Source organism: Streptomyces sp. NPDC005784 (assembly GCF_042871525.1).
GTDB lineage: Bacteria > Actinomycetota > Actinomycetes > Streptomycetales > Streptomycetaceae > Streptomyces.
On the sequence record NZ_JBIAIQ010000012.1, the window covers coordinates 168,717 to 189,839 of the forward strand.

9 protein-coding genes and 1 pseudogene are annotated in these 21,123 nt (G+C 70.7%); 2 read left to right on the forward strand and 8 right to left on the reverse strand.

The window, feature by feature from the left end; translation table 11 throughout:
- Window positions 1-342 precede the first annotated feature (342 nt).
- Together ACFYR3_RS21175 and ACFYR3_RS21180 are read left to right on the forward strand one after the other, a co-directional pair.
- A pseudogene (locus tag ACFYR3_RS21175) lies at window positions 343-906 on the forward strand (AAA family ATPase); the annotation flags it as partial.
- 57 nt (window positions 907-963) lie between these two features.
- Window positions 964-3,345: a LuxR C-terminal-related transcriptional regulator gene (locus ACFYR3_RS21180; protein WP_355840655.1), complete on the forward strand. Its 2,382-nt coding sequence runs from the start codon at window positions 964-966 to the stop codon at window positions 3,343-3,345.
- Here the strand turns inward: ACFYR3_RS21180 and ACFYR3_RS21185 are convergent.
- Genes ACFYR3_RS21185 through ACFYR3_RS21220 form a run of 8 tightly spaced genes read right to left on the reverse strand, consistent with a single transcriptional unit; the run spans window position 3,334 to window position 21,118 of the window.
- The gene (locus ACFYR3_RS21185; protein WP_355840567.1) at window positions 3,334-3,561 is read right to left on the reverse strand and encodes a hypothetical protein; all 228 of its coding nucleotides are present in this window, start codon (window positions 3,559-3,561) and stop codon (window positions 3,334-3,336) included. The two genes, ACFYR3_RS21180 and ACFYR3_RS21185, sit on opposite strands and share 12 nt — an antisense overlap.
- Before the next feature lie 31 nt (window positions 3,562-3,592).
- Entirely contained in the window at window positions 3,593-5,197 is a 1,605-nt protein-coding gene (locus tag ACFYR3_RS21190) for an acyl-CoA carboxylase subunit beta (RefSeq protein ID WP_355840568.1), read from the reverse strand.
- Window positions 5,194-5,808, reverse strand: coding sequence for an NAD(P)H-dependent oxidoreductase (locus tag ACFYR3_RS21195; RefSeq protein ID WP_355840569.1), 615 nt, complete (start codon window positions 5,806-5,808; stop codon window positions 5,194-5,196). Before ACFYR3_RS21195 ends, ACFYR3_RS21190 begins: the two co-directional genes overlap by 4 nt.
- 35 nt (window positions 5,809-5,843) lie before the next feature.
- Window positions 5,844-6,050, reverse strand: coding sequence for an MbtH family NRPS accessory protein (locus ACFYR3_RS21200; RefSeq protein ID WP_355840570.1), 207 nt, complete (start codon window positions 6,048-6,050; stop codon window positions 5,844-5,846).
- Window positions 6,051-6,067: 17 nt separating this feature from the next.
- Window positions 6,068-7,303: an amidohydrolase family protein gene (locus tag ACFYR3_RS21205; protein ID WP_355840571.1), complete on the reverse strand. Its 1,236-nt coding sequence runs from the start codon at window positions 7,301-7,303 to the stop codon at window positions 6,068-6,070.
- A 5-nt stretch (window positions 7,304-7,308) separates the two neighbouring features.
- Window positions 7,309-11,556 (reverse strand): thioester reductase domain-containing protein, encoded by a 4,248-nt coding sequence (locus ACFYR3_RS21210; protein ID WP_355840572.1) that lies wholly within the window; start codon window positions 11,554-11,556, stop codon window positions 7,309-7,311.
- Entirely contained in the window at window positions 11,553-16,001 is a 4,449-nt protein-coding gene (locus ACFYR3_RS21215; RefSeq protein WP_355840573.1) for a MupA/Atu3671 family FMN-dependent luciferase-like monooxygenase, read from the reverse strand. Before ACFYR3_RS21215 ends, ACFYR3_RS21210 begins: the two co-directional genes overlap by 4 nt.
- Window positions 15,998-21,118, reverse strand: coding sequence for an amino acid adenylation domain-containing protein (locus ACFYR3_RS21220; protein WP_389284325.1), 5,121 nt, complete (start codon window positions 21,116-21,118; stop codon window positions 15,998-16,000). The genes ACFYR3_RS21215 and ACFYR3_RS21220 overlap by 4 nt, the downstream gene beginning before the upstream one ends.
- Window positions 21,119-21,123 lie beyond the last annotated feature (5 nt).

Below are 21,123 nucleotides of genomic sequence, written 5' to 3' on the forward strand. Positions count from 1 at the left end.
AATCCCCTGCGCCCGGGGGCGGCCGCCCTCCGGGTCGTGGCGCTCCACCGCCGGCGCGCCACGACCCGAACAAGACACCCATAGTTGATCTACCGCAAGCCTCCGCGAATCAGTCACTCATTCGATGAGTTCCGGTCAACATCCACAGCTCGGGCCCCGTAAAAGGGACACCAAGGACGGCGTACGACCTAGAGGTTTCAGGAGTGATCGGCAATCCGTCGCCACGGAGACGCCTGTTCGACCACCCGTCCGTGCTGCTAACGTGCCAAGCGGAGTGTACGAATCACGGGGGTGCGGTCCACGCCGACATGGATGTGCACCTTTCGGCATGACGGGGGGACGATGGCACGTACCGACCGCAATCCACGTCAGTCCACTATTTCACCCGATTCCGAGGCGTGGGGTATCGCAGACTCTGCGCCCGCGTCCACACAGACAGAGACGCTTTTCGGCCGCCAAGATGTCTTGGATACGCTGAGCAGTGCCCTCTGTCAAACAGGGCCACGGCAACCGGTCGCCCGGCTTGTCAAAATAACCGGAGATCCGGGCGTTGGCAAGACAGCGGTATTGGGAAGGTTCGCCGGTATCGCTCGCTCCGGAAACTCCCATGTATTCACCGGCAGAGTGGATGGACGCGATGACGAAGCGCCATTCAGTCTGTTTTCGGACGCGTTCAACGACCAGCACGATCTCGTGCGCGCTGCGGTGGAGAGGCTGCCGCCCTGGCAGCGCGAGGAGTTGATCGCAACCCTCCGGCTGACCATGGGCTTCGACCGAGAAGGTTTGACCGATGCCGTGAAGTCCACGGCGCAGACCGGCTTCCGCTCCGTCCGTGGTTTTCTGGAACAGCTGGCAGCGCCCAGGCTGGTTCTCGTCCTTGACGATTGCCATGTCACCGATCCGGCTTCAGTCGAACTCCTGGCAAGCCTGCTGCGCAGACCACCACAGGCTCCGGTGCTGTTCGTGCTCGCCTATCGGAATCGACAGGCGACCCCGCGGTTGCAGGCGGCCCTGCGCGGCCGGTCCGAGCAGATGGTCGTCGACCATATACACCTGGAACCGCTTCCGGAAGAGGAAGCGGAAGAAATGCTGGCCGGTGAGGCCACGGCATTCAACCGACGGCACCTGTACCGGGAGAGCGAGGGGAACCCGGGATATCTGAAGGCGCTCATTTCCGAACAGCCGGTCTTCACCACACGCGACGATCTGTCCCGGCTCCACCAGACGCCGCGCTTCGGCAACTACGCCCGGTACACCGAGGAGCTGGCCTCCCTGCGGCCCGAGATGAGGGAAGTCGCGGATGCCGCCGCAATCATCGGCCACGAGTTCGAAGCCGGGCTGCTCACGCAGATGCTGGGCCGGAACGAAACCGAAGTACTGGGCACCATCGGCGAGTTGATCCGGCGGGACCTGGTCCACCCGGTGGTGCGCGGCCAGTATTTCGCCTTCCGTCACCCGGTGGTCCACCGGGCCATCTACAACCACAGCGAACTGAGTTGGCGTGTGGACATGCACCTCCGCGCCGACGAAGCCCTGTGTACACGGGGCGCCTCGCCCTTCGAGCGCGCCCCGCATGTGGAGCAGTGGATCAGACACGGCGATCTCGCCGCCGTCGACATACTCGACGAAGCGGCTCGCGCCGTGGCCTTCACCGATCCCGGCAAGGCATCGGCCTGGCTCACCACCGCTCTGCGCGCCCTCCCGCAGCAGCCCCGTTTCGAGGCCCAACGGGCCAGGATGATGATCCTGCTCGCGGAGGCCCGAGGGGCGACGGGCCAACTGCGGGAGTGTCGCGACCTGATGCATGAGGCACTGAGCATCCTGCCCAGGGATCCGGTCGCCCAGCACGCCGAAGCCGTGGCCTTCGTCGCGATGGTGCAACGGCTGCTCGGGGGCCGCGAGGAGACCGATGCCATGCTGCGCCTGGAGCTCGGCGCTCTCGGCAGCGAGGACGCCCTGGTCCGCGCGTCACTGAAGTTCGAGATAGCCGCCGGACAGCTGCACAGCGGCGATCCACTGGGCTGTTACCAGTGGGCGCAGGAGGCGCTGACCGTGGTCGAGCGGCACGGGCACCGCCCCTTGCAGGCATCGTGCCTCGGCCTGATGGCGATGGCGAACACCGCCAACGGGCGCACGGAACTCGCTTACGAGCTGCTCCGACAGGCGACCACGATCCTGGACGGGATGCTGGACAGCGAGCTCGCGCAGAGCCTGGACGCGGTGATGTGGATCGGCTGGAGCGAGGTGCTGCTGGAACGCTGGGACGAAGCACTCCGGCACTTCGAGAAAGGGGTCGGTTTCGCCATTCGCAGCGGATACCGGTTGTTCCTGCCGCATCTGCTGGCCGGCAAGGCGTTCGTACTGCGCGACCGGGGCAAGCTCAGCGAGGCACACGTCGCCGTCGAGCACGCGGTCTACCTCGCCGAGCGCACGGACAGTCCGGAAGAACTCGTCAACGCGTACGCGGTGCGGGGATACGTGGACATCGCTCTCGGTCATCTCGACAGCGCGCTGCAGAACTCCTTCGCCGCCACACTGCAGCCCCGGCACTCGGCCAGCGGCTGGAAGGAAGCGCTCGCCCTGCGGATCCTGGGTGAGGCCAGGTTGCTCAACGGCGACCACGAGGGGTGCCTGGCGCTGGTCACCGACGCCGGCGGACCGGACCTCCCGACCGCCGACGCCGGTTCTCGGGTCGCCTGGTACGAGTTGCTGGTCCGGGCAGAACTCACCGCGGGCCGGCCGGGGCAGGCGGAGGAGTGGGCGCAGCGGGCCGTGCACGCGGCGGAACTCCTCGGCCAGCCCGGCCGTATGGCCCTGGCGACGCTGGCCCAGGCACAGGTGCTCCTGCGTCAGAAACCGGAAGCGGCCCTGACTCCCGCGCAGCATGCCGCGGGGGGACTGGAGGAGGCGGGCCGGGTCATCGACGCGCTGCGCGCTCGCCTGGTCGTGGGCCTCGCCCTGTGGCACGAGGGCCGATTCGACGACGCGGCAAAGGAGTTGAAGGCAACCCAGCTGGCCTGCGAGCAACTGGGAGCCACCGTCCTGGCGCGACAGGCGCGCGTCGAGCGCCGCAGGTTGGCGGCGCGTGCTCCACACGCCAGGAGCACCGATCCGGAGAGCTGTGTGATCGCCCTGACCGGCCGGGAGCAGCAGATCGCCGCGCTCGTGAGCAGCGGGCTGACCAACCGGTTGATCGCCAAGAGGCTGCACATCGCGGAGAAGACAGTGGAGATGCATCTGTCCAACGTGTTCGCCAAACTCGGTGTGTCGAACAGGGCGGCGGTCGCCGCGGCGGTGGCCCGCGACGACCCGGAAACCCTGCCCGACGCCGCCTCAGACCAGTGACATGACGGGGTTCGAAGGGACGGACCCGCTTGCCGGTCCGTCCTGCCCGAGATGTTCGGCCGGCAGGCCGCACCGCGGGCAGGGCAGCTCGTCCGCACTCGCGGCCGGGCTGTCCTGCCCGCCGGGCACCCCCATGCCGGGACCGAGCGGAATCCCGGCGGAGATCCCGATGAGCGCCCGCAGCTGTGCGTTCAGCCCCTCACGTACGTGCGCCATGTGATCAGTGACTCCTGTCGTGTCGGTACCGTCACAGTGGAATGTTGCTGTGCTTCTTCGGCAACGGCGCGACCCGCTTCTTCCGCAGGGCACGCAGCGCGCGGATCACGGAAAGACGTGTCTCGGACGGCGCGATGATGTCGTCGACGCAGCCGTGTTCGGCCGCGACATACGGACTGGTCAGCGTCTCCTCGTACTGTTCGCTGAGGGACCGCTCCAGCGTCACGGGGTCATCGGCCTCGGCGAGATCGCGGTGGAACAGCAGGTCGACCCCGCCGCGTGCGCCCATCACGCCGATCTCCGCGGTGGGCCAGGCGAAGCAGATGTCCGCGCCCAGCTCCTTCGAGCCCATCACCGCGTACCCTCCGCCGTACGCCCTGCGGGTGATGACGGTGATCTTGGGCACCGTGGACTCGATGTAGGCGAACCCGAGTTTGGCGCCACGGCGGATGATCCCCCCGTACTCCTGGACCGTGCCGGGCAGGAAGCCGGGAACATCGACCAGGGTCAGGATCGGAATGCCGAACGCGTCGCAGAACCGGACGAACCTGGCGGCCTTCTCCGCGGCGTCGATGTTCAGTGAGCCGGCCAGGTGCATGGGCTGGTTGGCCACCACACCGATGGTGTGCCCTTCCATCCTGGCGAACCCGCAGAGAATGTTCGGGGCGAACTCAGGGTGCACTTCGAGCAGGTCCCCGTCGTCCACGAGCCGTTCGATCACCCGGTGCATGTCGTAGGGCTGCTCGGTGGCGTCCGGGATCACCGAGTCCAGTTCGAGGTCCCCGGCGGTGCCCGCCGGATCGACACGGGTGGGGTAACTCAGCGGCTCGTCCAGGTTGTTGCTCGGAAGATACGACAACAGGTCCTTGACGTAGGCGAGGGCGTCCTCCTCGTCGGCCGCCATGTAGTGCGCGTTGCCGGTCCGCCGCGCGTGGACGCTCGCCCCGCCGAGCTCCTCCAGGCCCACCGTCTCTCCGGTCACCGAGCGGATCACGTCGGGGCCGGTCACGAACATGTGCGAGGTCCGCTTGACCATGACGATGAAGTCCGTCGCGGCCGGTGTGTAGACCGCGCCGCCGGCGCACACGCCCATGATGACCGAGATCTGCGGGATCATTCCCGACGCGGTGACCACCCTTCTGGCCACCTTGCCGTACGCGGAGAGCGCGAGCACACCTTCCTGGAGCCGCGCGCCGCTGGAGTCGCACATGCCGATCACCGGGCAGCCGATCTGCATGGCGATGTCGAGGAGTTTGCCCACCTTCTCCCCGAACACCTCGCCGACGCTGCCGTTGAAGGAGGTCGCGTCCTGGGCGTACACGCATATCTGACGTCCGTCGACGGTTCCCAGGCCGGTGATCACGCCGTCGCCCATCGGGCGTCGGCTGTCGATGCCGAAGTTGGTCGAGCGATGGCGGGCCATCGGGTCGGTCTCCATGAAGGAGCCGTCGTCCAGGAGCAGTTCGATGCGCTCGCGCGCGGTGAGCTTGCCCAGTACGTGCTGTCGTCGCGCCGCCCGCGCAGATCCCGGCTCGCGGGCCAGCTGCTGGCGTTGTCTGAACCTCGCTATGCGCTCCGCCGTGGTGTGCCCCGCGGCAGGTGCCGCCTGAGGTGTGGGATCGGACTGTGAGGTCATCTGGTCGCCCCTGCCACGGTCTCGCTCGATCCACCGAACACCATGGCGAATTCGGTCACCTGACGGCCGACCGTCAGCAGCTGTGCCTCGAATCGGCGGCCGGTCTCGATGTCGGTTGAGGTCAGCGGATGCTCGGTCGTGTTCAGCGCGACTCCCAACGGGGTCGGCCAGCCGCGGAGCGCGTGCACGATGGACCGCAGTGCGCACAGGGTGGTCCCGGCGGACTGCCACCCGGCGGCGGTGACCACGCAGCCGACCGCCCGTCCGTCCAGATAGGGCCGGGGTGCGTCGCTGAGGTCCTCCAGATAGTCCAGCGCGTTCTTGATCAGCCCCGAGACGCCGCCGTGATAGCTGGGGCTGGCCAGCAGCACGCCGTCCGCGCGGGCGAGGGCGTCCAGCAGTTCGAGGGTGGGCTCGCTGCGCTCCGTCCGGTGCGGCTGGAAGAGCGGCAGCACGCCGAGAGAGCTGGCGTCGAAGAGACGCGTTCGGGCGCCGGCCTCGGTGGCGCCCCGCAGGGCCGTCGCCAGCGCCCTGTCCGTCGTCGATCCGGGTCGTCCCGTGCCGCCGATCCCGACGACCAACGGTTTCAACTCACTCGACCAGGTGGCCAAGTCGATCGTCTCCCTTCCCGGCCGCGGCCGACCGTTCAGCCGGCACGTACGCTGCGCGGGCGCATATCCGTCCACACCTCTTCGATGTGGGCGAGGCAGTCCTCCTTGCCGCCCGAGAACCCCTCGGCGTGCCAGCCGCCCGGTATCGGCAGCGACACGTCCCAGATCGAGTACTGCTCTTCCTCGTTGAGCACCACCGCGTAGCCGTCGGCTGCTTGCGGGGTGCTGCCGTGATCCGCCATTGATTGCCTCTCCCCCGCTACTTGCGGGTGTCCTTGACGATGCTGCCGCCCTTCATCACGAGGACGACGCGGTCGGGGTTGTCGAAGAGTTCCGGCTCGGTGAGCGGATCGAAGTCCACCGCGACGAGATCGGCGTACTTGCCCGGCTCGATCGAGCCGATCCGGTCCGCGACGCGCATGATGGAGGCGTTCACCGAGGTGGCCGACATGATCGCCTCCCGCGCACCGATGATCTTGGCCTTGAGGGCGATCTCCAGGCCCCGCCGGTTCTGGTTCGGTCCGATGAGATCGGAGCCGGAGCCGACGGGGACGCCCGCCTCCCGGGCGGCCAGCAGGCCGTCGGTCATGCCCTGCATCGTGTCGCCGACGCGTTCGCGGATCTGCGGCGGCAGTCCGTGCTGTTCGAAGTTCTCCGTGAGGACCTGGGCGATGGACAGGGTCGGCACGAGGCTGACGTTGCCGGCCGCCATCATCGCGGCGGTCTCCTCGTCGATCCCGGTCCCGTGCTCGACGCATTCCACGCCCGCCTTGACCGCGTTGTGGATGCCCGCGACATTGTGCGCGTGGACGGTGACGTAGGTGTGTCGGGCCCGCGCCTCACTCACCGCTGTGGCGATCTCCTCGATCGTGAACTGGGTGTCGTCCAGCGAGTCGGCGATGGACACCACCCCGCCGGTGACCGCCATCTTGAGGAAGCTCGCGCCCTGCCTGAAACACTCACGAGCGGCCTTGCGCACCTCGTCGCAGCCGTCGGAGATGCGGCCCGCGGCGGTCAGCCCGCGCACCCGGAAGTGGAAGGTCTCGTCCGGTGGCAGGAACGGCGAACCGAGGTGCCCGTGTCCACCGCACTGCACCAGGGGCGAAGCGGACGCCCAGATCCTGGGCCCGGGCACGAGCCCGCGGCCCACCGTGCGCAGCACTCCGTGATCGATCCCGCCACAGTCACGGACGGCGGTGAACCCCGCTTCCACGGTCTGGCGCAGGGTGCGGAAGATGTCCGCCGCCCGCTCGGCGACGGACAGTTCCATGTTGAGAACGGCCCGCATCTCGCTGGAGTGCCCGAGGTGGACATGCGCGTCGATGAGGCCGGGCAGCAGGGTCAGTCCGCTGAGATCGACCAGGTCGGCATCGCGCGCCGGTTCCCGTACGTCCGTGGCGGCGATCCGTTCCCCGTCGATCAGCACCGAACCACGGTGCACCGGGTCGCCGCCCAGTCCGTCGATGACCGTGGCACCGGTCAGCAGTTGAGGCATTCCCGTCACTTCTCCGTCCTGGTGGTGGTCGCGCCGCGTTCGGGCGCGGGCAGCAGTCGCTTGCGTACGAAGAACCCGAGCATCCGCTGGAAGAAGAGGGAGTCCAGCGCCGGTGCGGGTGCCTGGTCGGGGTCCATCGTCCGCAGGACGTTGCCGCAGTCGATGGCGGGAGTCCGCCGGTCGGCCACCTCGCCGAGCATGGCCATCAGCGGTGCCAGGGCGTTGTCCTCGCCCTCCCGGTCCACCTGCTCCACGAGCGCCGCACGCCACTCGTCGAAGGGCACGCTGCGCACGGGATACCCGAACTCCCTGATCCTCTCGAAGATGTGGTTCCACCGGAGCGGCCGCGGGTCGATGGTGTGGAAGGTCCGATTGCGGGATTCCGGCCGCCGGGAGAGTCCGACGACCTGCCGCGCCAGGTGGTCGACCGTGCCGACGGACAGTTCGTACGCGCGCAGCGGTGCGAGCCCCAGTTGGACGCACCCCTGGATCACCTTGGTGACGTAGTCCTCGGTGTTGGCGGCGCCGTTGCGGCTGTCGCACAGCACCCCGCCCGCGCGGTAGACCGACACCGGGATCCCCCGCTCCCGGGCGAGCCCGACCAGGCCTTCGGCCACCCATTTGCTCTGGCTGTACGCGGTGTCGTGGCCGACCGGATCGGGCAGCGGGTCGTCCTCGCGAAGGATGTCCCGCTCGCCGTTCATCGCACCGGCGAGGACCGCCAGGGTGGAGATGTGATGCACGGGTTTGAGGCGCGACCGGGAGGCCAGTCGCAGAATCTCCTGGGTGCCGAGCACATTGGCCGACTTCAGGGCACGGTAGGGGCGAACGAAGTTGACCCATGCTCCGCAGTGGTAGATGGCGTCGACCTGCTCGGCCAGCCGGTCGAAGCCGTCCGGCGTCAGGCCGAGCAGCGGCTTGGCCAGGTCGCCGGTCACCGCGCGCAGCCGGTTCCCGGGTGCCGGCAAGCCGTACGAGTCCAGCGTGGAGCGGAGCCGCTCGAGTCCCTCCGCCTCGTCCGCGGCCCGTACCAGGCAAAGGACCGTGGCCTCGGTGCGTTCCAGCAGTTCGGCGCAGAGGAAGGCGCCGACGAACCCGGTGGCGCCGGTGAGCAGCACGACCTCCGGCGGGCCGTCGTGCGGAGCGGGCAGATCGCCCGCCCTGATGTCCTCGTCCAGCAGCACCTCGTCCTCCAGGACCGGGCCCGTGGGCGCGGCCGGGGCGTCCGTGCGGCCCAGCGCCCGGTCGACCACGGCGGCCAGCGTCGCCACCGTCGGCGCCCCCAGCACGTCCCGGGCGGCGAGGCCGGTGACGCCCATGCGCCGCAGGTGGCGGGTCGCCTGCGTCACCATCAGCGAGTGCGCACCCAGATCGAAGAAGTCGTCGTCGACTCCGATCCCGTCGACACCCAGCAAGCTGCACCAGATGTCGGCGACTTGGCGTTCCGTCCCGGTACGCGGAGCGACCCGCCCGTCGGCGTCGTGCTCGTCCGCCTGCGGTGCCGTGTCCTCGAAGTCCGGCTCCGGCTCGGGCTCGGTGTGCGGCCGGGGCCGCCCCGCCTCGACCCAGTGCCGCTCGGCCTTGAACGGATAGGCGGGCAGGCTCACCCGGCGCGGGGCGGCCTCGCCGTGGAAGGCGTTCCAGTCGACGGGAACCCCCTGCTGCCACAGCCGGCCGACGGCGGTGACCAGGTGGGCCAGATCGGGCGTCGGGTCGCGCGGCAGCCCCATCGTGGAGACCGCGACCGGGGCGGGCGCCATCCGCTGGGCGGTGGCCAGCGACGTCAGCGCCCTGCCCGGTCCGACCTCCAGCAGCAGGCGGCCGGACCGGTCGAGAACGCTGCGGAGCCCGTCGGCGAACCGCACCGGCCGACGCAGGTGCCGCGCCCAGAACGCGGCTGACGTGGCCTCCACCGGAGTGATCCAGGTGCCGGTGACGCCGGAGACGAAGGGTATCTCCGGCTTGGACAGCGCGAGTTGCTCCACCTCGCGGGTGAAGTCCTCGAGGTAGGGGTCGACCATCCACGAGTGGCTGGCCACCGGCACGCTCACCTTGCGGCAGTCGAGGTCCCGCGCGCGGAGGTCGCTGAGCAGCGCCGCGATGTCCTCGTCGGGTCCCGAGACCACCGTCAGATCGGGTGCGTTGACCGCCGAGACCGACACCCGGTCGGACAGCAGGGGCAGCAGCTCCTCCTCGGGCAGCCGTACGACGAGCATCCGGCCCGGCGGCATCCGCTCGAACAGCTCGCCGCGGGCGAGGGTGATGTCGAGCGCGCCCTGGAGGGTGAACACCCCGGCGAGGCAGGCGGCGACGTACTCGCCGAGGCTGTGGCCGATCATCGCCGCGGGGCGGATGCCCCAGGCCATCAGCTGACGCGCCAGCGCGTACTCGATGGTGAACAGCGCCGACACCACGCCGGCCCCCTGGCCACGCCCCATGGTGGCGGCGCCACCGGCGAGTTCCTTGCCGCTCAGCGGGGTGAAGGCGGCCGGGAAGAGAAGCCTGCGCAGGTCGAACCCGAGCCTCGGCGCCAGCAGTTCGGCGCACTGGTCCACCTCGGTACGGAACACGTTCTCCGAGCGGTAGATGTCCAGGCCCATGTTCGGGTGCTGCATGCCGCCGCCGGGAAAGGCGAAGACCGCCTCGTGCCCTCCGTCCGGCGCGGCTTTGGTGATCAGCCGTTCCGGTTCCTCGCCCCGCAGCGCGCGCACCGCGTCGGTGGTGTCCGTACAGACCGTGAACCTGCGCACGCCGAAGCTCCGTCGGCCGTCCTGGAGCGTGAACGCCACGTCCGCCAGGGTCTGGGACGGATCCGTGCGCTCGAGGCGGGCGGCCAGCCGCTCGGTCACGGCGTCCACCGTGGCGCGGTCCCGTCCGGAGACGGGCAGCAGCTGCCATTCCCGCGGCTGGGCCGACGAGCGCTCGGCAGCGGCGGCCGGTGCCTGTTCGATGACGACATGCGCGTTGGTGCCGCCCACCCCGAAGGAGCTCACCCCGGCCCGCCGCGGTCCGCTCGCCGGCCGCCAGTCGCGGGCGCCGTCCGGCACGTAGAACGGTGTTTGCTCCAGCCGTAGTTCGGGATTGAGGCGGGTGAAGTTCGCGGTGGGTGGGATCTGCGCGTGATGGACGGCGAGGGCGGCCCGCATGAGTCCGGCGGCGCCGGCCGCCGCGTCCAGGTGCCCGATGTTGGCCTTGACCGAGCCCAGCGCGCATCGGCCCACGGCGTCGTCGGACAGTTGGAAGGCCTGCGTCAGCGCGGTGACCTCGATCGGGTCGCCCACTTGGGTGGCGGTGCCGTGCGCCTCCAGATAGCCGATGGTGGACGGATCGACGTCGGCCACGGCCAGCGCCGAGGCGATCACCCGGGCCTGGCCGTCGACGCTGGGGGCGGCGAATCCCGCCTTCATCGAGCCGTCGTTGTTGACCGCGGAACCCCGGATCACGGCGTACACATGGTCACGGTCGGCCAGCGCCTCGGACAGCCTGCGCAGCACGAGCACCACGGCGCCGTTGCCCGGCACCGTGCCCGAGGCTTGCGCGTCGAAGGGGCGGCATCGGCCGTCGCCGCTGAAGAGTCCGCTGTCCGCGACCGGATAGCCGGCCTTCAGCGGCACATTGACCGTCACGCCGCCGGCCAGCGCGACATCGCACTCGTAACCGAGCAGCGACTGGCAGGCCAGGTGGGTGGCGGCCAGCGAGGTCGAGCAGGCCGTCTGCACCGTGTAGGCCGGACCGGTCAGGTCGAGCAGATGGGCGACCCGGGTGGCGAGGAAGTCCTTGTCGTTGAACATCCGCGCCGCCGGAGCCATCGGCGAGCGCAGGAAGCGCGGGTTGGTGTTCAGGTTCTGGGCCATGTACTTGTTCATGAACGAGCCCCCGAACACGCCGACGGTGCCGTCGAAGCGTGCCGGGTCGTGGCCGAAGTCCTCCATGGCCTCCCAGGCGGTCTCGCAGAAGACGCGCTGCTGGGGGTCCATCGTCTCGGCCTCGCCCGCGGTGAATCCGAAGAAGGAGGCGTCGAAGTGGTCCGCGCCCGCCAGATGACCGGACGCGGGGACGTAGTCGGGATCGGCCAGCGTCTCCTTGTCGATGCCCGCGGCCGCCAGTTCCTCCTGGCCGAACCACGTGATCGACTCGACCCCGTCGCGCATGTTGCGCCAGAAGTCCTCGACCGTCCTGGCCCCCGGTACCCGGCAGGCCAGGCCGACGATGGCCACCGGTTCGACGCCCTCGAACTCCTCGCCGCCCGTCACGCCCCGCTCCGTTCCGCTCGTCGCCTCGCCTGCCGGACGAGCGCGTCGGCCCGCCTGCCCGCCGCCCTGCGCGCCTGGTCCAGTCCGTCGCGGCCCGCCGCGGCCGCCGCACCGGTCGGGTCGAACGCCGCGACCAGAGCCCGCACCGTGGGGTACCGGAAGATGTCCACGAGGGAGAGCCGATCGCCGAGCACGGGTTGCAACCGTGCCCTGGCCTGCACGGCGAGCAGCGAGTTTCCGCCCGCCTCGAAGAAGTTGTCGTCCATGCCGATCCGGTCCGCGAGCAGCACCCCGGCCAGCGCTTCGGCCACCCGGCGCTCCTTGTCGTTGCCCGGCGGCCGGTAGACGACGGCCGGCCGGTTCTCCAGGGTGGGCAGCCTCGTGCGGTCCACCTTGCCGTTGGCCGTCATCGGCAGGGCGTCGAGGAAGACGATGTCCGCGGGAACCATGTAGTCCGGCAGCGACTTCGCGCCGAACGCGCGCACGGCGGCGGGCGTCGGTGCGTCCGGTCCGTGCGGAACAGGCACGCAGTAGGCGACGAGGCGGCTGTGCCCGCCGTCCCCGCGCACCGTGACGACGACGGCGCGCACATCCGGATGCGCGCCCAGGGTGTTCTCGATCTCGCCAAGTTCGATGCGGTGGCCGAGGACCTTGACCTGATGGTCCAGACGGCCGAGGAACTCCAGGTCACCGTCGGCACGCCGGCGCACCAGGTCGCCGGTGCGGTAGAGCCGGGCCCCGGGATCCGCGGAGAAGGGGTCCGGGACGAAGCGTTCCGCGGTGAGCGCGGGCCGCCCGAGATAGCCGCGCGCGACACCGGGGCCGCCGAGGAGCAGTTCCCCGGGTACGTTCGCGGCCGTGGGCCGCAGATGGGCGTCGACGACATACGCCCGTACGTTGGCCAGTGGCCGCCCGATCGTGACCGGCTTCGCCGGCCCGGGAACGCCGACTGACGCCGTCGTCGCCCAGACCGTCGCCTCGGTGGGGCCGTACATGTTGTGGGCCCTGCCGGGAAGCAGTGTCGCCAGCCGCTCGGCGAGCGGGGCGGGCAGCGCCTCGCCGCCGACCAGCAGCCGGTCCAGCCCGGCGAGGGCGGCGGCCGCCTCGTCCTCGGCCAGCAGCCCCGCGACCGAAGGCGTGCACTGAAGATGGCTGACCTGGTGCCGTACGAGCTGCGCCGCGATGGGCTCGTCGGCCTCCGCGGCGCGCCGCCGGGCCTCGCTCAGCTCGCGGGTCGTCGCGAGGTGTTCCAGGGAGGCCAGCACCGTCTCGTGCTCGACGCCGAAGTCGATGAGGCAGGCGACCTCGTCGACCCCGATCGACTTGAGCCGGTCGATCACGTCGGCGCAGTGCTCCGGCGTGCCGAGCAGGCCCGACGTCTCGAAGAACCGGTCGAAGGCCTGCGCGACGAGGTGGTCGAGCTCGTCCTCGGGCAGCGTGCGCAGATCGATTTCCCGGCCCATCGCCTGGCCGAGCCCGGTCAGCAGGTCGAAGGAGGACTTGATGTACGCGCCCAGCGGCTCGCGCACCGTCTCCCGCACCTCTTCGGTGTCGGTCCCGACGAAGGTGTGGAGCATGACCGTCACCTGGCCGTCGCCCGGGTGCCCGGCCGTGCGCCAGGCCTCCCGGTAGAGCTGGATCTTTTCCGCGAGCTGCTCGACGCTGTGCCCGAGGAGATGGGTCAGCAGGCCCGCGCCGCTCTCTCCGGCGAGCTGGAAGGTCTCCGGACTGCGCGCGCTGGTGACCCACACCGGCAGTTCGTCCTGCACGGGCGCCGGGAAGACCCGTACGTCCGTCTCGGTGTCGGCCCCGTTGCGGCGGCGTACGGTCTCGCCCCGCCACAGCCGACGCAACTCGTCGAGACCGCTCATCATGGCCTTCTTGCGGTCGGCGTAGGCGTCGGGCGCCAGCACGAAGTCGTCCGGCTGCCAGCCGGAGGCGATCGAGACGCCGACCCGCCCGTGGGAGATGTTGTCCACGACGGACCACTCCTCGGCCACCCGGAGCGGATCGTGCAGCGGCAGGACGACGCTGCCCGCCCGTACGGCCACGCGCTCGGTGACAGCCGCGATCGCGGACGCGGTGACCGACGGATTCGGGTACAGACCGCCGAACTCGTGGAAGTGCCGCTCCGGCGTCCACACCGCCGAGAACCCGTTCCGGTCGGCGAACCGGGCGCCCTCGAGCAGCAGCCGGTACGCGTCGCCCGGGTCGCCTCCCCGGTCGCCGCCGAAGTAGAACAGGCTCAGGTCCACCGGGCGGGCCCGCACGGCGGACGTGACGGCCGCGCTGTCCGACCCGGCGTCGGCGCCGGCGGCGCGGGGTTCGTCGCCGCGGATGACCACCCGGTACCCGTGAGCCAGTGTCCACAGCAGCTCCAGCACCGAGATGTCGAAGGACATGCTGGTGACGGCGAGCCAGGTGCCGGGTGGGTCCCCGCCGAGCACCTTGTCCATGCCGCCGAAGAACGTCTGGACGTTGCGGTGCGAGAGCATCACGCCCTTGGGCCTGCCGGTCGACCCCGAGGTGTAGATCACGTACGCGAGATGCCGCGGCAGGACGGTGGCGGCCCGGCCGGGCCGGGCGGGTGCCTCGTCCGCCTCGGGCGTGTCGAGCAGCAGTGCTGACGCGGGCAACCCCGCGACACGACGGGCCAGGGACGCTCGCGTCACGATCACCGGCGTGCTCGAGTCCTCGACCATGAACGCGATCCGGTCCGCCGGATAGTCGGGGTCGAGCGGAAGGTAGGCGCCGCCGGCCTTGAGGACGGCCAGCAGGGTGACGACCATGTCGGGGGAACGGTCGAGATAGACACCGACGGGCACGTCCGGGGCGAGTCCGTACGCGCGCAGCCGGGCGGCCAGCGCCTCGGCGCGCCGGTCCAGTTCGCGGTAGGTGATCGCCTCGGACGGCTGCTGGTCGGCGCCCAGCAGCGCCGGGGCGTCGGGCGTGCGGGCGGCCTGCTGGGCGATCAGTTCGTGCACCAGGACGTCGGGCACGGGCTCTGCGGGCGGGTTCCAGTCCATGAGGACGTGGCTGGTCTCGTCGGGGGACAGCACGGGCAGGTGCCGCAGCCGGGTGTCCGGGTCGGCCGCGGCAGCGGCGAGGACGGCGCCGAACTGGTCTCCGATCGAGCGGGCCGTGTCCTCCTCGAAGAGGTCGGTGCCGTATTCGAGGCGGGCGGAGAGCCGGTCGCCGACCCGGGTCAGGCTCAGGGTGAGGTCGAACTTCGCGGTCTCGGTGTCGCCCGGCACCAGCCGTACCTCGCACCCCGGCAGGACCAGGCCGTCCTCGTCACCCTCGTGGTAGCTGAACATGAGCTGGAAGAGCGGGTTGTGGGCCGGGTCGCGGCTGGGCTGGAGCTCCTCGACCAGCTTCTCGAAGGGCAGTTCCTGATGCGCGACCGCGGCCCGGCTCTCGTCCCGCGAGCGAGCCACGAGCTGCCTGAAGGTCGGCTCGCCGGAGACGTCGACGCGCTGGACCACGGTGTTGGTGAAGAAGCCGATGAGCGGCTGCAGGGCGGTCCTGGTCCGTCCCGCCACGGGTGATCCGACGATCACCTCGTCGCCGCCGGTCCGGGAGTGCACCACCGCGGCGAACGCGGCCAGCAGCACCGCGAACGGCGTGGCGCCGTCGGCCCGGGCCAACTCGCCTACTTTCTGGGTGACTTCGGGACCGATGGCGAAGTCCAGATGGGCGCCCAGGTGGCTCTGTGTGGGAGGCCTCGGACGATCCGCGGGCAGCGTCGCGAGGGCCGGGGTGCCGGCGAGCCGCTCCCGCCAGTACCCCAGCATCTCTTCCAGCGGCTCCCCCGCGAGCCGGGCCATCTGCTCCTCGGCGAAGGCCGTGTACTGCACCTGTACGGGTGCGAGCTCCGGCTGCCGACCTGCCGTGAACGCCCCGTACAGTTCGGACAGTTCGCGGCCGAGGACGCCGAGCGACCAGCCGTCGCAGGCGATGTGGTGCAGGCTCAGGCAGAACCAGTGCTCGTCTGGCGCGAGCCGCAGCAGCAGGGGCCGTACGGGCAGGTCCGAGGCCAGATCGAACGGCCGGCCTGCCTCCGTCCGGCACTCCCGCTCCGCCTCGACCGCCGGGTCGGGCCGGGCGGACAGATCGCGGACCGGGATGGTCACCGGCTCCGCCGGCCGGACGAACTGGCGCGGCATGCCGTCCACCGACCGGTAGACCGTGCGCAGCACGTGATGTCGGCGGACGATCCGGCCGAGCGCGTGCTCCATGGCCGCGACGTCCAGCGGGCCGCTGATCCGGTAGATGAGGGGGACGACGTAGACCGCGCTGCCCGGGTCGAGCTGGTCGAGGAACCACAGGCGCTGCTGGGGGTAGGAGAGGGGGTGATGGCGCTCCGAGATACGTCGCTTGAGCCGCTCGGCGAGCCGGGCCCGCCGGTCGTCGGCCGAGCCGCCGGGGAGAGTGCCGTCCGTCATCGTTCGACCTCGTTCTCAGCCATGTCACGCAAGAGTGCGTTCACCTCGTCGTCGGAGAGTTCGTCGATCCGGTCGAGCAGATCCTGGTCGGCATCGGCATCGGCTCCGTCGACGGTGCCGACGGCGCGCGGAGTGCGGTCGCCGGCCGCGGACGTGAGCGCGGCGTCCACCGCGGAGGCGAGGCGCTCCACGGTCGGGGCGCCGAGGAAGTCGCGCAACGGCACATCCACGACGAACAGTTCGTTGACCCGGCTCATCAGGCGCATCGCCAGCAGGGAGTTCCCGCCGAGCATGAAGAAGTCGTCCGCCACCCCGACTCGGGGGACGCCGAGCATCTCCGCGAGGAGCCCGGCCAGTGTCCGTTCGGTCGCGGTGCGCGCGGGTACATGGCCGTCGAGCGGCAGTCGGCTGTCGTCGAGCGCCGGCAGCGCGGCCCGGTCGACCTTGCCGCTGGGGGTGAGGGGCATCGACGCCACCTCGGCGTACGCCGCGGGCAGCAGATACGGGGGCAACGTCCGGGCCAGGAAGTCCCGCAGCTCTGCCGGGGAGGGCGCGGACCGGCCCGGCGCGGGCGCCACATGGGCGACCAGTCGCCGGCCGGACGGGGCCTCCTCGACGACGACGGCGGCCTGGCCGACCCCGGGGTGGGCGCCGAGCGCCGTCTCGACCTCTCCCGGCTCGATCCGGTAGCCGCGGATCTTGACCTGGTTGTCCGCCCTGCCGAGGAATTCCACCGTTCCGTTCCGGCGGTAGCGCGTCACATCACCCGTGCGGTACATCCGCGTTCCGTCACCGGCGAAGGGATCGGGCAGGAACCGCTCGGCGGTCAGCCGGGGGCGGTTCGCGTAGCCGCGGGCCACGCCCGGTCCGCCGATGTACAGCTCGCCGGGCACGCCGACCGGTACGGGCCGCAGGTAGGGGTCGAGCACATAGGCGGTGGTGTTGGCGATGGGCCTGCCGATGGGTACCGAGGGCGTGTCGTCCGGCAGTTCCTCGATCAGGTGGCACAGCGCGAACGTCGTGGTCTCGGTGGGTCCGTAGCCGTTGAGCAGCCTGCGCGGGCGGTCGGCCGCGGGAGCGTCCAGCAGTTGCCGTATCCGGCTCGCATTCAGCACATCGCCGCCGACCAGCAGATGGGTGAGCCCTCCGAAAGCCGCCGGGTTCTGGGTCATCACCTCCGTGAACAGGGCCGAGGTGAGGAACATGCTGGTGATGCGGTGCTCGCTCAGCGCCCTCGCCAGGCCGCCGGGAGTGAGCAGCTGGTCCGCGTCGATCACGCACAGCGCGCCGCCGTGCAGCAGCGCGCCCCACAACTCGAAGGTGAGCGCGTCGAAGGAGGCGTCGGCGACCTGCGCGAATCGCTCGTCCGGACCGAAGGAGACGTAGTCGGTCCCGCACACCAGCCTGAGGACCGAGCGGTGTTCGACCATCACGCCCTTGGGCCTGCCGGTGGAGCCGGAGGTGAACAGGACGTACGCCAGGCTGTCGGGTGCGGCCTGCGGGGTCGGCGCGTGCGCCGGGGCGGCGGCCAGTTCCCCGGCCACCTCGTCCAGGACCAGCGTCCGGGCCGCCCCCGGGGTCACCCGCCCCTTCAGGTCCGCGCGTGTCACCACGAGCGGCGCGGCGACGTCGTCGAGCATCGCGGTGAGCCGCTCCGCCGGATAGCCGGGGTCCAGGGGTACGTATCCCCCGCCGGCCTTGAGGACCGCCAGCAGCGCGATCACCATCTCGTCGCCGCGTTCGAGCAGTACGCCCACGGGCACGTCCCTGCCGACGCCCCGGGCCCGCAACAGGTGGGCGAGGCGGTTGGCCCGTTCCTCCACCTCCGCGTAGGTGTGGGACTTCGCGCCGTCGACGAGCGCCGTCGCGTCCGGCCGGGTGGCCGCCCGCTCGGCGAAGAGTTCGGGGACGGTGCGGTCGTGGGGGAACGGTGTCGTCGCTCCCCGCGATCCCTGGAGAACGCCGGTGGACTCGTCGTCGGTGAGCAGGGGGAGCCGCTCGTAGGAGAGTTCGGGGGCGTCGAGTGCCGCGTCGAGGAAGGTCGTGTAGTACTGGACCATCCGGCGCATGGTCTCGGGGTCGAAGAGGCCGGAGGCGTACTCCCAGATCAGGGTGATGGCCGCGTCGTCGTCCCCGACTCCGTGGCCGGCGCGCTGCTCGGCGCGGGGGATGACCACCACGTTGATGTCGGTCTTCGCGGTGTCGTTGTGCAGCTCCAGCACGGAGCCGCGGACGCCCATGAAGTCGAGGTCCGGGATCTGCGAGTCGTGGAAGCTGAACATGACCTGGAACAAGGGGTTGCGGGCGGGGTCGCGGGGCAGCGCCAGCGCGTCGACGAGCCGGTCCAGCGGCATGTCCTGCCATTCGTGGGCCCGTCCGACGGTGTGGTGGACCCGCTGGACCAGCGCGTCGAAACCCGGCTGACCGGACAGATCGACGCGCAGCGGCACCGTGTTGACGACCATGCCCATCATCTGTTCGATCTCGGTCAGCCGCCGGTTGGCGACCCCGCTGCCGACGACCACGTCGTGCTGACGGCTGTAGCGCGACATCACCGCCGAGAACCCGGCGAGCATCGTGGAATAGAGGGTGGTGCCACGGGAGCGGCTGTAGGAGCGCAGCTTGCGGCACAGTTCCCCGGGCAGGTCGACGCGCACCGAGGAGCCCTCGAAGCTCTGCACGACGGGTCGTGGACGGTCCGTGGGCAGCTCCAACGCGGCCGGTATGCCGTCGAGTTCCCTGGTCCAGTGCGCGAGATACGCCTCCAGGGCGTCACCGCGCAGCCACTCCCGCTGCCACAGCGCGAAGTCGGAGTAGCCGATGGGCGGCTCGGGCAGCGGCGACGGCTCGTTCCGCGCCAGACTCGGGTAGATCTCCTGCAGTTCACGCAGGAAGAGCGCGTACGACCAGCCGTCGTGCACCAGATGGTGTTCGACGTGCACGAGCGTGTGGTCGGCCTCGCCGTGCCGGATCAGCGCCCAGCGGACCAGCGGCGGTGTGGTGAGGTCGAAGGGTGCCTGCACGGTCTCCCGGACGATGTCGGCGGCGCGTTCCGCCCCCTCGGCATCGTGCAGCCCCGTCAGGTCGTGCAGCGGCAGCGGGACCGGCACCGTCGGCTGCGGGCATTGCACGGGCCGGCCGTCGACCTCCCGGAACGAGGTACGGAACACCTCGTGGCGGCGCACGATTTCGACGAGCGTGGCGTGCAGCGCGTCGACGTCGAGCGGGCCGCGCAGCCGGATCGTGGCCTGCGCGTTGTACGCGAGGTTGCCCGGCGCGAGCTTCTCCAGGAACCAGATGCGTTCCTGGGGGAAGGACAGCGGCACCGGAGTGTCACCGTCCCCGCGTGCGCCGGCCCGGATCGGTGGCACGGTCGGCCCGGTGGCGGCCGAGTCGATCAGGAGGGCCATCCTCGCCACGGTGCGTGCCTCGAACAGGCGGCGCAGGGGAAGCTCGCGGCCGAGCTCCGAGCGCACGCGGGCGGCCAGTCGCCCCGCGAGCAGTGAGTGGCCTCCGAGGGCGAAGAAGTCGTCGTCGGCGCCGACCGAGTCGAGGGACAGCAGGTCGGCCAGCATGGCGGCGAGCGCCCGTTCGGTGGGGGTTCGGGGCTCCGTACGGTCGGAGGGTGTGCGGGATCCGCTGGGAGGCGCGGGAAGCCGGTCCCGGTCGATCTTGCCGCTCGGTGTCAGGGGCATCCGCTCCAGGGGCACGACGACGGCCGGCAGCATGTGTTCCGGGAGCCGCTCGGCGAGATGGGCCCGCAGCTCCGCGGCGTCCAGGTCGGCGCCCGTCGCGTAGGCGACGAGCCGCGGTCCCGCGCCGTCGTCACGCGCGATCACCACGGCGTCGGTGACCCGTGCGTGCTCGGCCAGTCGCCGGGCGATCTCGTCCGGTTCGATGCGGAAGCCCCGGATCTTGACCTGATGGTCCAGGCGGCCGAGGAACTCCAGCGAGCCGTCCTCCCGCTCGACCACGCGGTCACCGGTGCGGTACAGCCGGGCCCCGGGCTCGGCCGGGCCGGGGTCGGGGACGAACCGTTCCGCCGTCAGGCCCGGCCGACCGAGGTATCCACGCGCCACGCCCGGCCCGCCGATGAGCAACTCGCCGGCCGTGCCCGGGGGCACCGGTCGCAGCGACGCGTCGACGACCAGGGTGCGGGCTCCTCGGATGGCCGTGCCGATGGAGGGCTTGCCGCCGCCGGGGGTCAGTTCGGCGACCGTGGCCCATACGGTGGTCTCCGTGGGCCCGTACGCGTTGAACATGCGGCGTCCGGGCAGCCACTGTTCGACGAGGTGTTCCGGCAGCGCCTCGCCGGCGCACACCAGCACCGCCAGATCGTCCAGCGTGGTCTCGGGCAGCGTGGCCAGCACCGAGGGCGGCAGGGTGAGATGGGTGATGCGGCGGTCGCACAGGAAGTCCGCGAGGCCGGGGCCGGGCGCGATGTCCTCGCGCGGCGCCAGCACCAGGGTGGCGGACGCGTACAGTGCCATCGCCATTTCGAAGACCGAGGCGTCGAAACTGGTCGGCGCGAACTGCAGCACCCGGTCGTCCGGTCCGACGCCGAAGGTGTCGACCTGCGCGCGGGCCAGACCGGCCAGTCCCCGATGGGTGAGTGCGACACCTTTGGGACGACCGGTGGACCCCGAGGTGTAGATCACGTAGGCGAGTTGGTCCGGTGTCGGACGCGGCCACGGCTGCCCGGCGGCGGGCGTCTTCGGCGCGGCGGGACCCACGTCCGGGCTGATGGTCTCCAGACCGTCGTACGCCGGATCGCGCGCGGTGTCGGCATCGGCGACGAGCAGGCGGATCCCGGAGTCGGCGATCATGTAGCGGAGCCGGTCGGCCGGGTAGGCGGGGTCGAGCGGGAGCCAGGCCGCACCGGCGCGCAGGATGCCGAGCACCGCCGACGGCAGATGGAGCGAGGGACTCGCCGCGACCCCGACCACGGTGTCCCGGCCGGCACCCCTGCGGATGAGCTCCGCGGCCAGCCGGGCCGATCTGTCGTCCAATTCACGGTACGACAGCCGCTGATCACCGAACTCGACCGCTGTCGCTTCCGGTGTCGCCGCGACATTCCGGTCGAATATCTCATTGAACAGTGGAGTCGTCTCAGGCATTTTTC

Excerpts from the sequence above, each read along its gene's own strand:
- ACFYR3_RS21185 (WP_355840567.1), bottom strand. The coding sequence starts at position 3,561 with ATGGCGCACGTACGTGAGGGGCTGAACGCACAGCTGCGGGCGCTCATC.
- ACFYR3_RS21190 (WP_355840568.1), bottom strand. The coding sequence starts at position 5,197 with ATGACCTCACAGTCCGATCCCACACCTCAGGCGGCACCTGCCGCGGGG.
- ACFYR3_RS21200 (WP_355840570.1), bottom strand. The coding sequence starts at position 6,050 with ATGGCGGATCACGGCAGCACCCCGCAAGCAGCCGACGGCTACGCGGTG.
- ACFYR3_RS21205 (WP_355840571.1), bottom strand. The coding sequence starts at position 7,303 with ATGCCTCAACTGCTGACCGGTGCCACGGTCATCGACGGACTGGGCGGC.
- ACFYR3_RS21215 (WP_355840573.1), bottom strand. The coding sequence starts at position 16,001 with ATGACGGACGGCACTCTCCCCGGCGGCTCGGCCGACGACCGGCGGGCC.
- ACFYR3_RS21220 (WP_389284325.1), bottom strand. The coding sequence starts at position 21,118 with ATGCCTGAGACGACTCCACTGTTCAATGAGATATTCGACCGGAATGTC.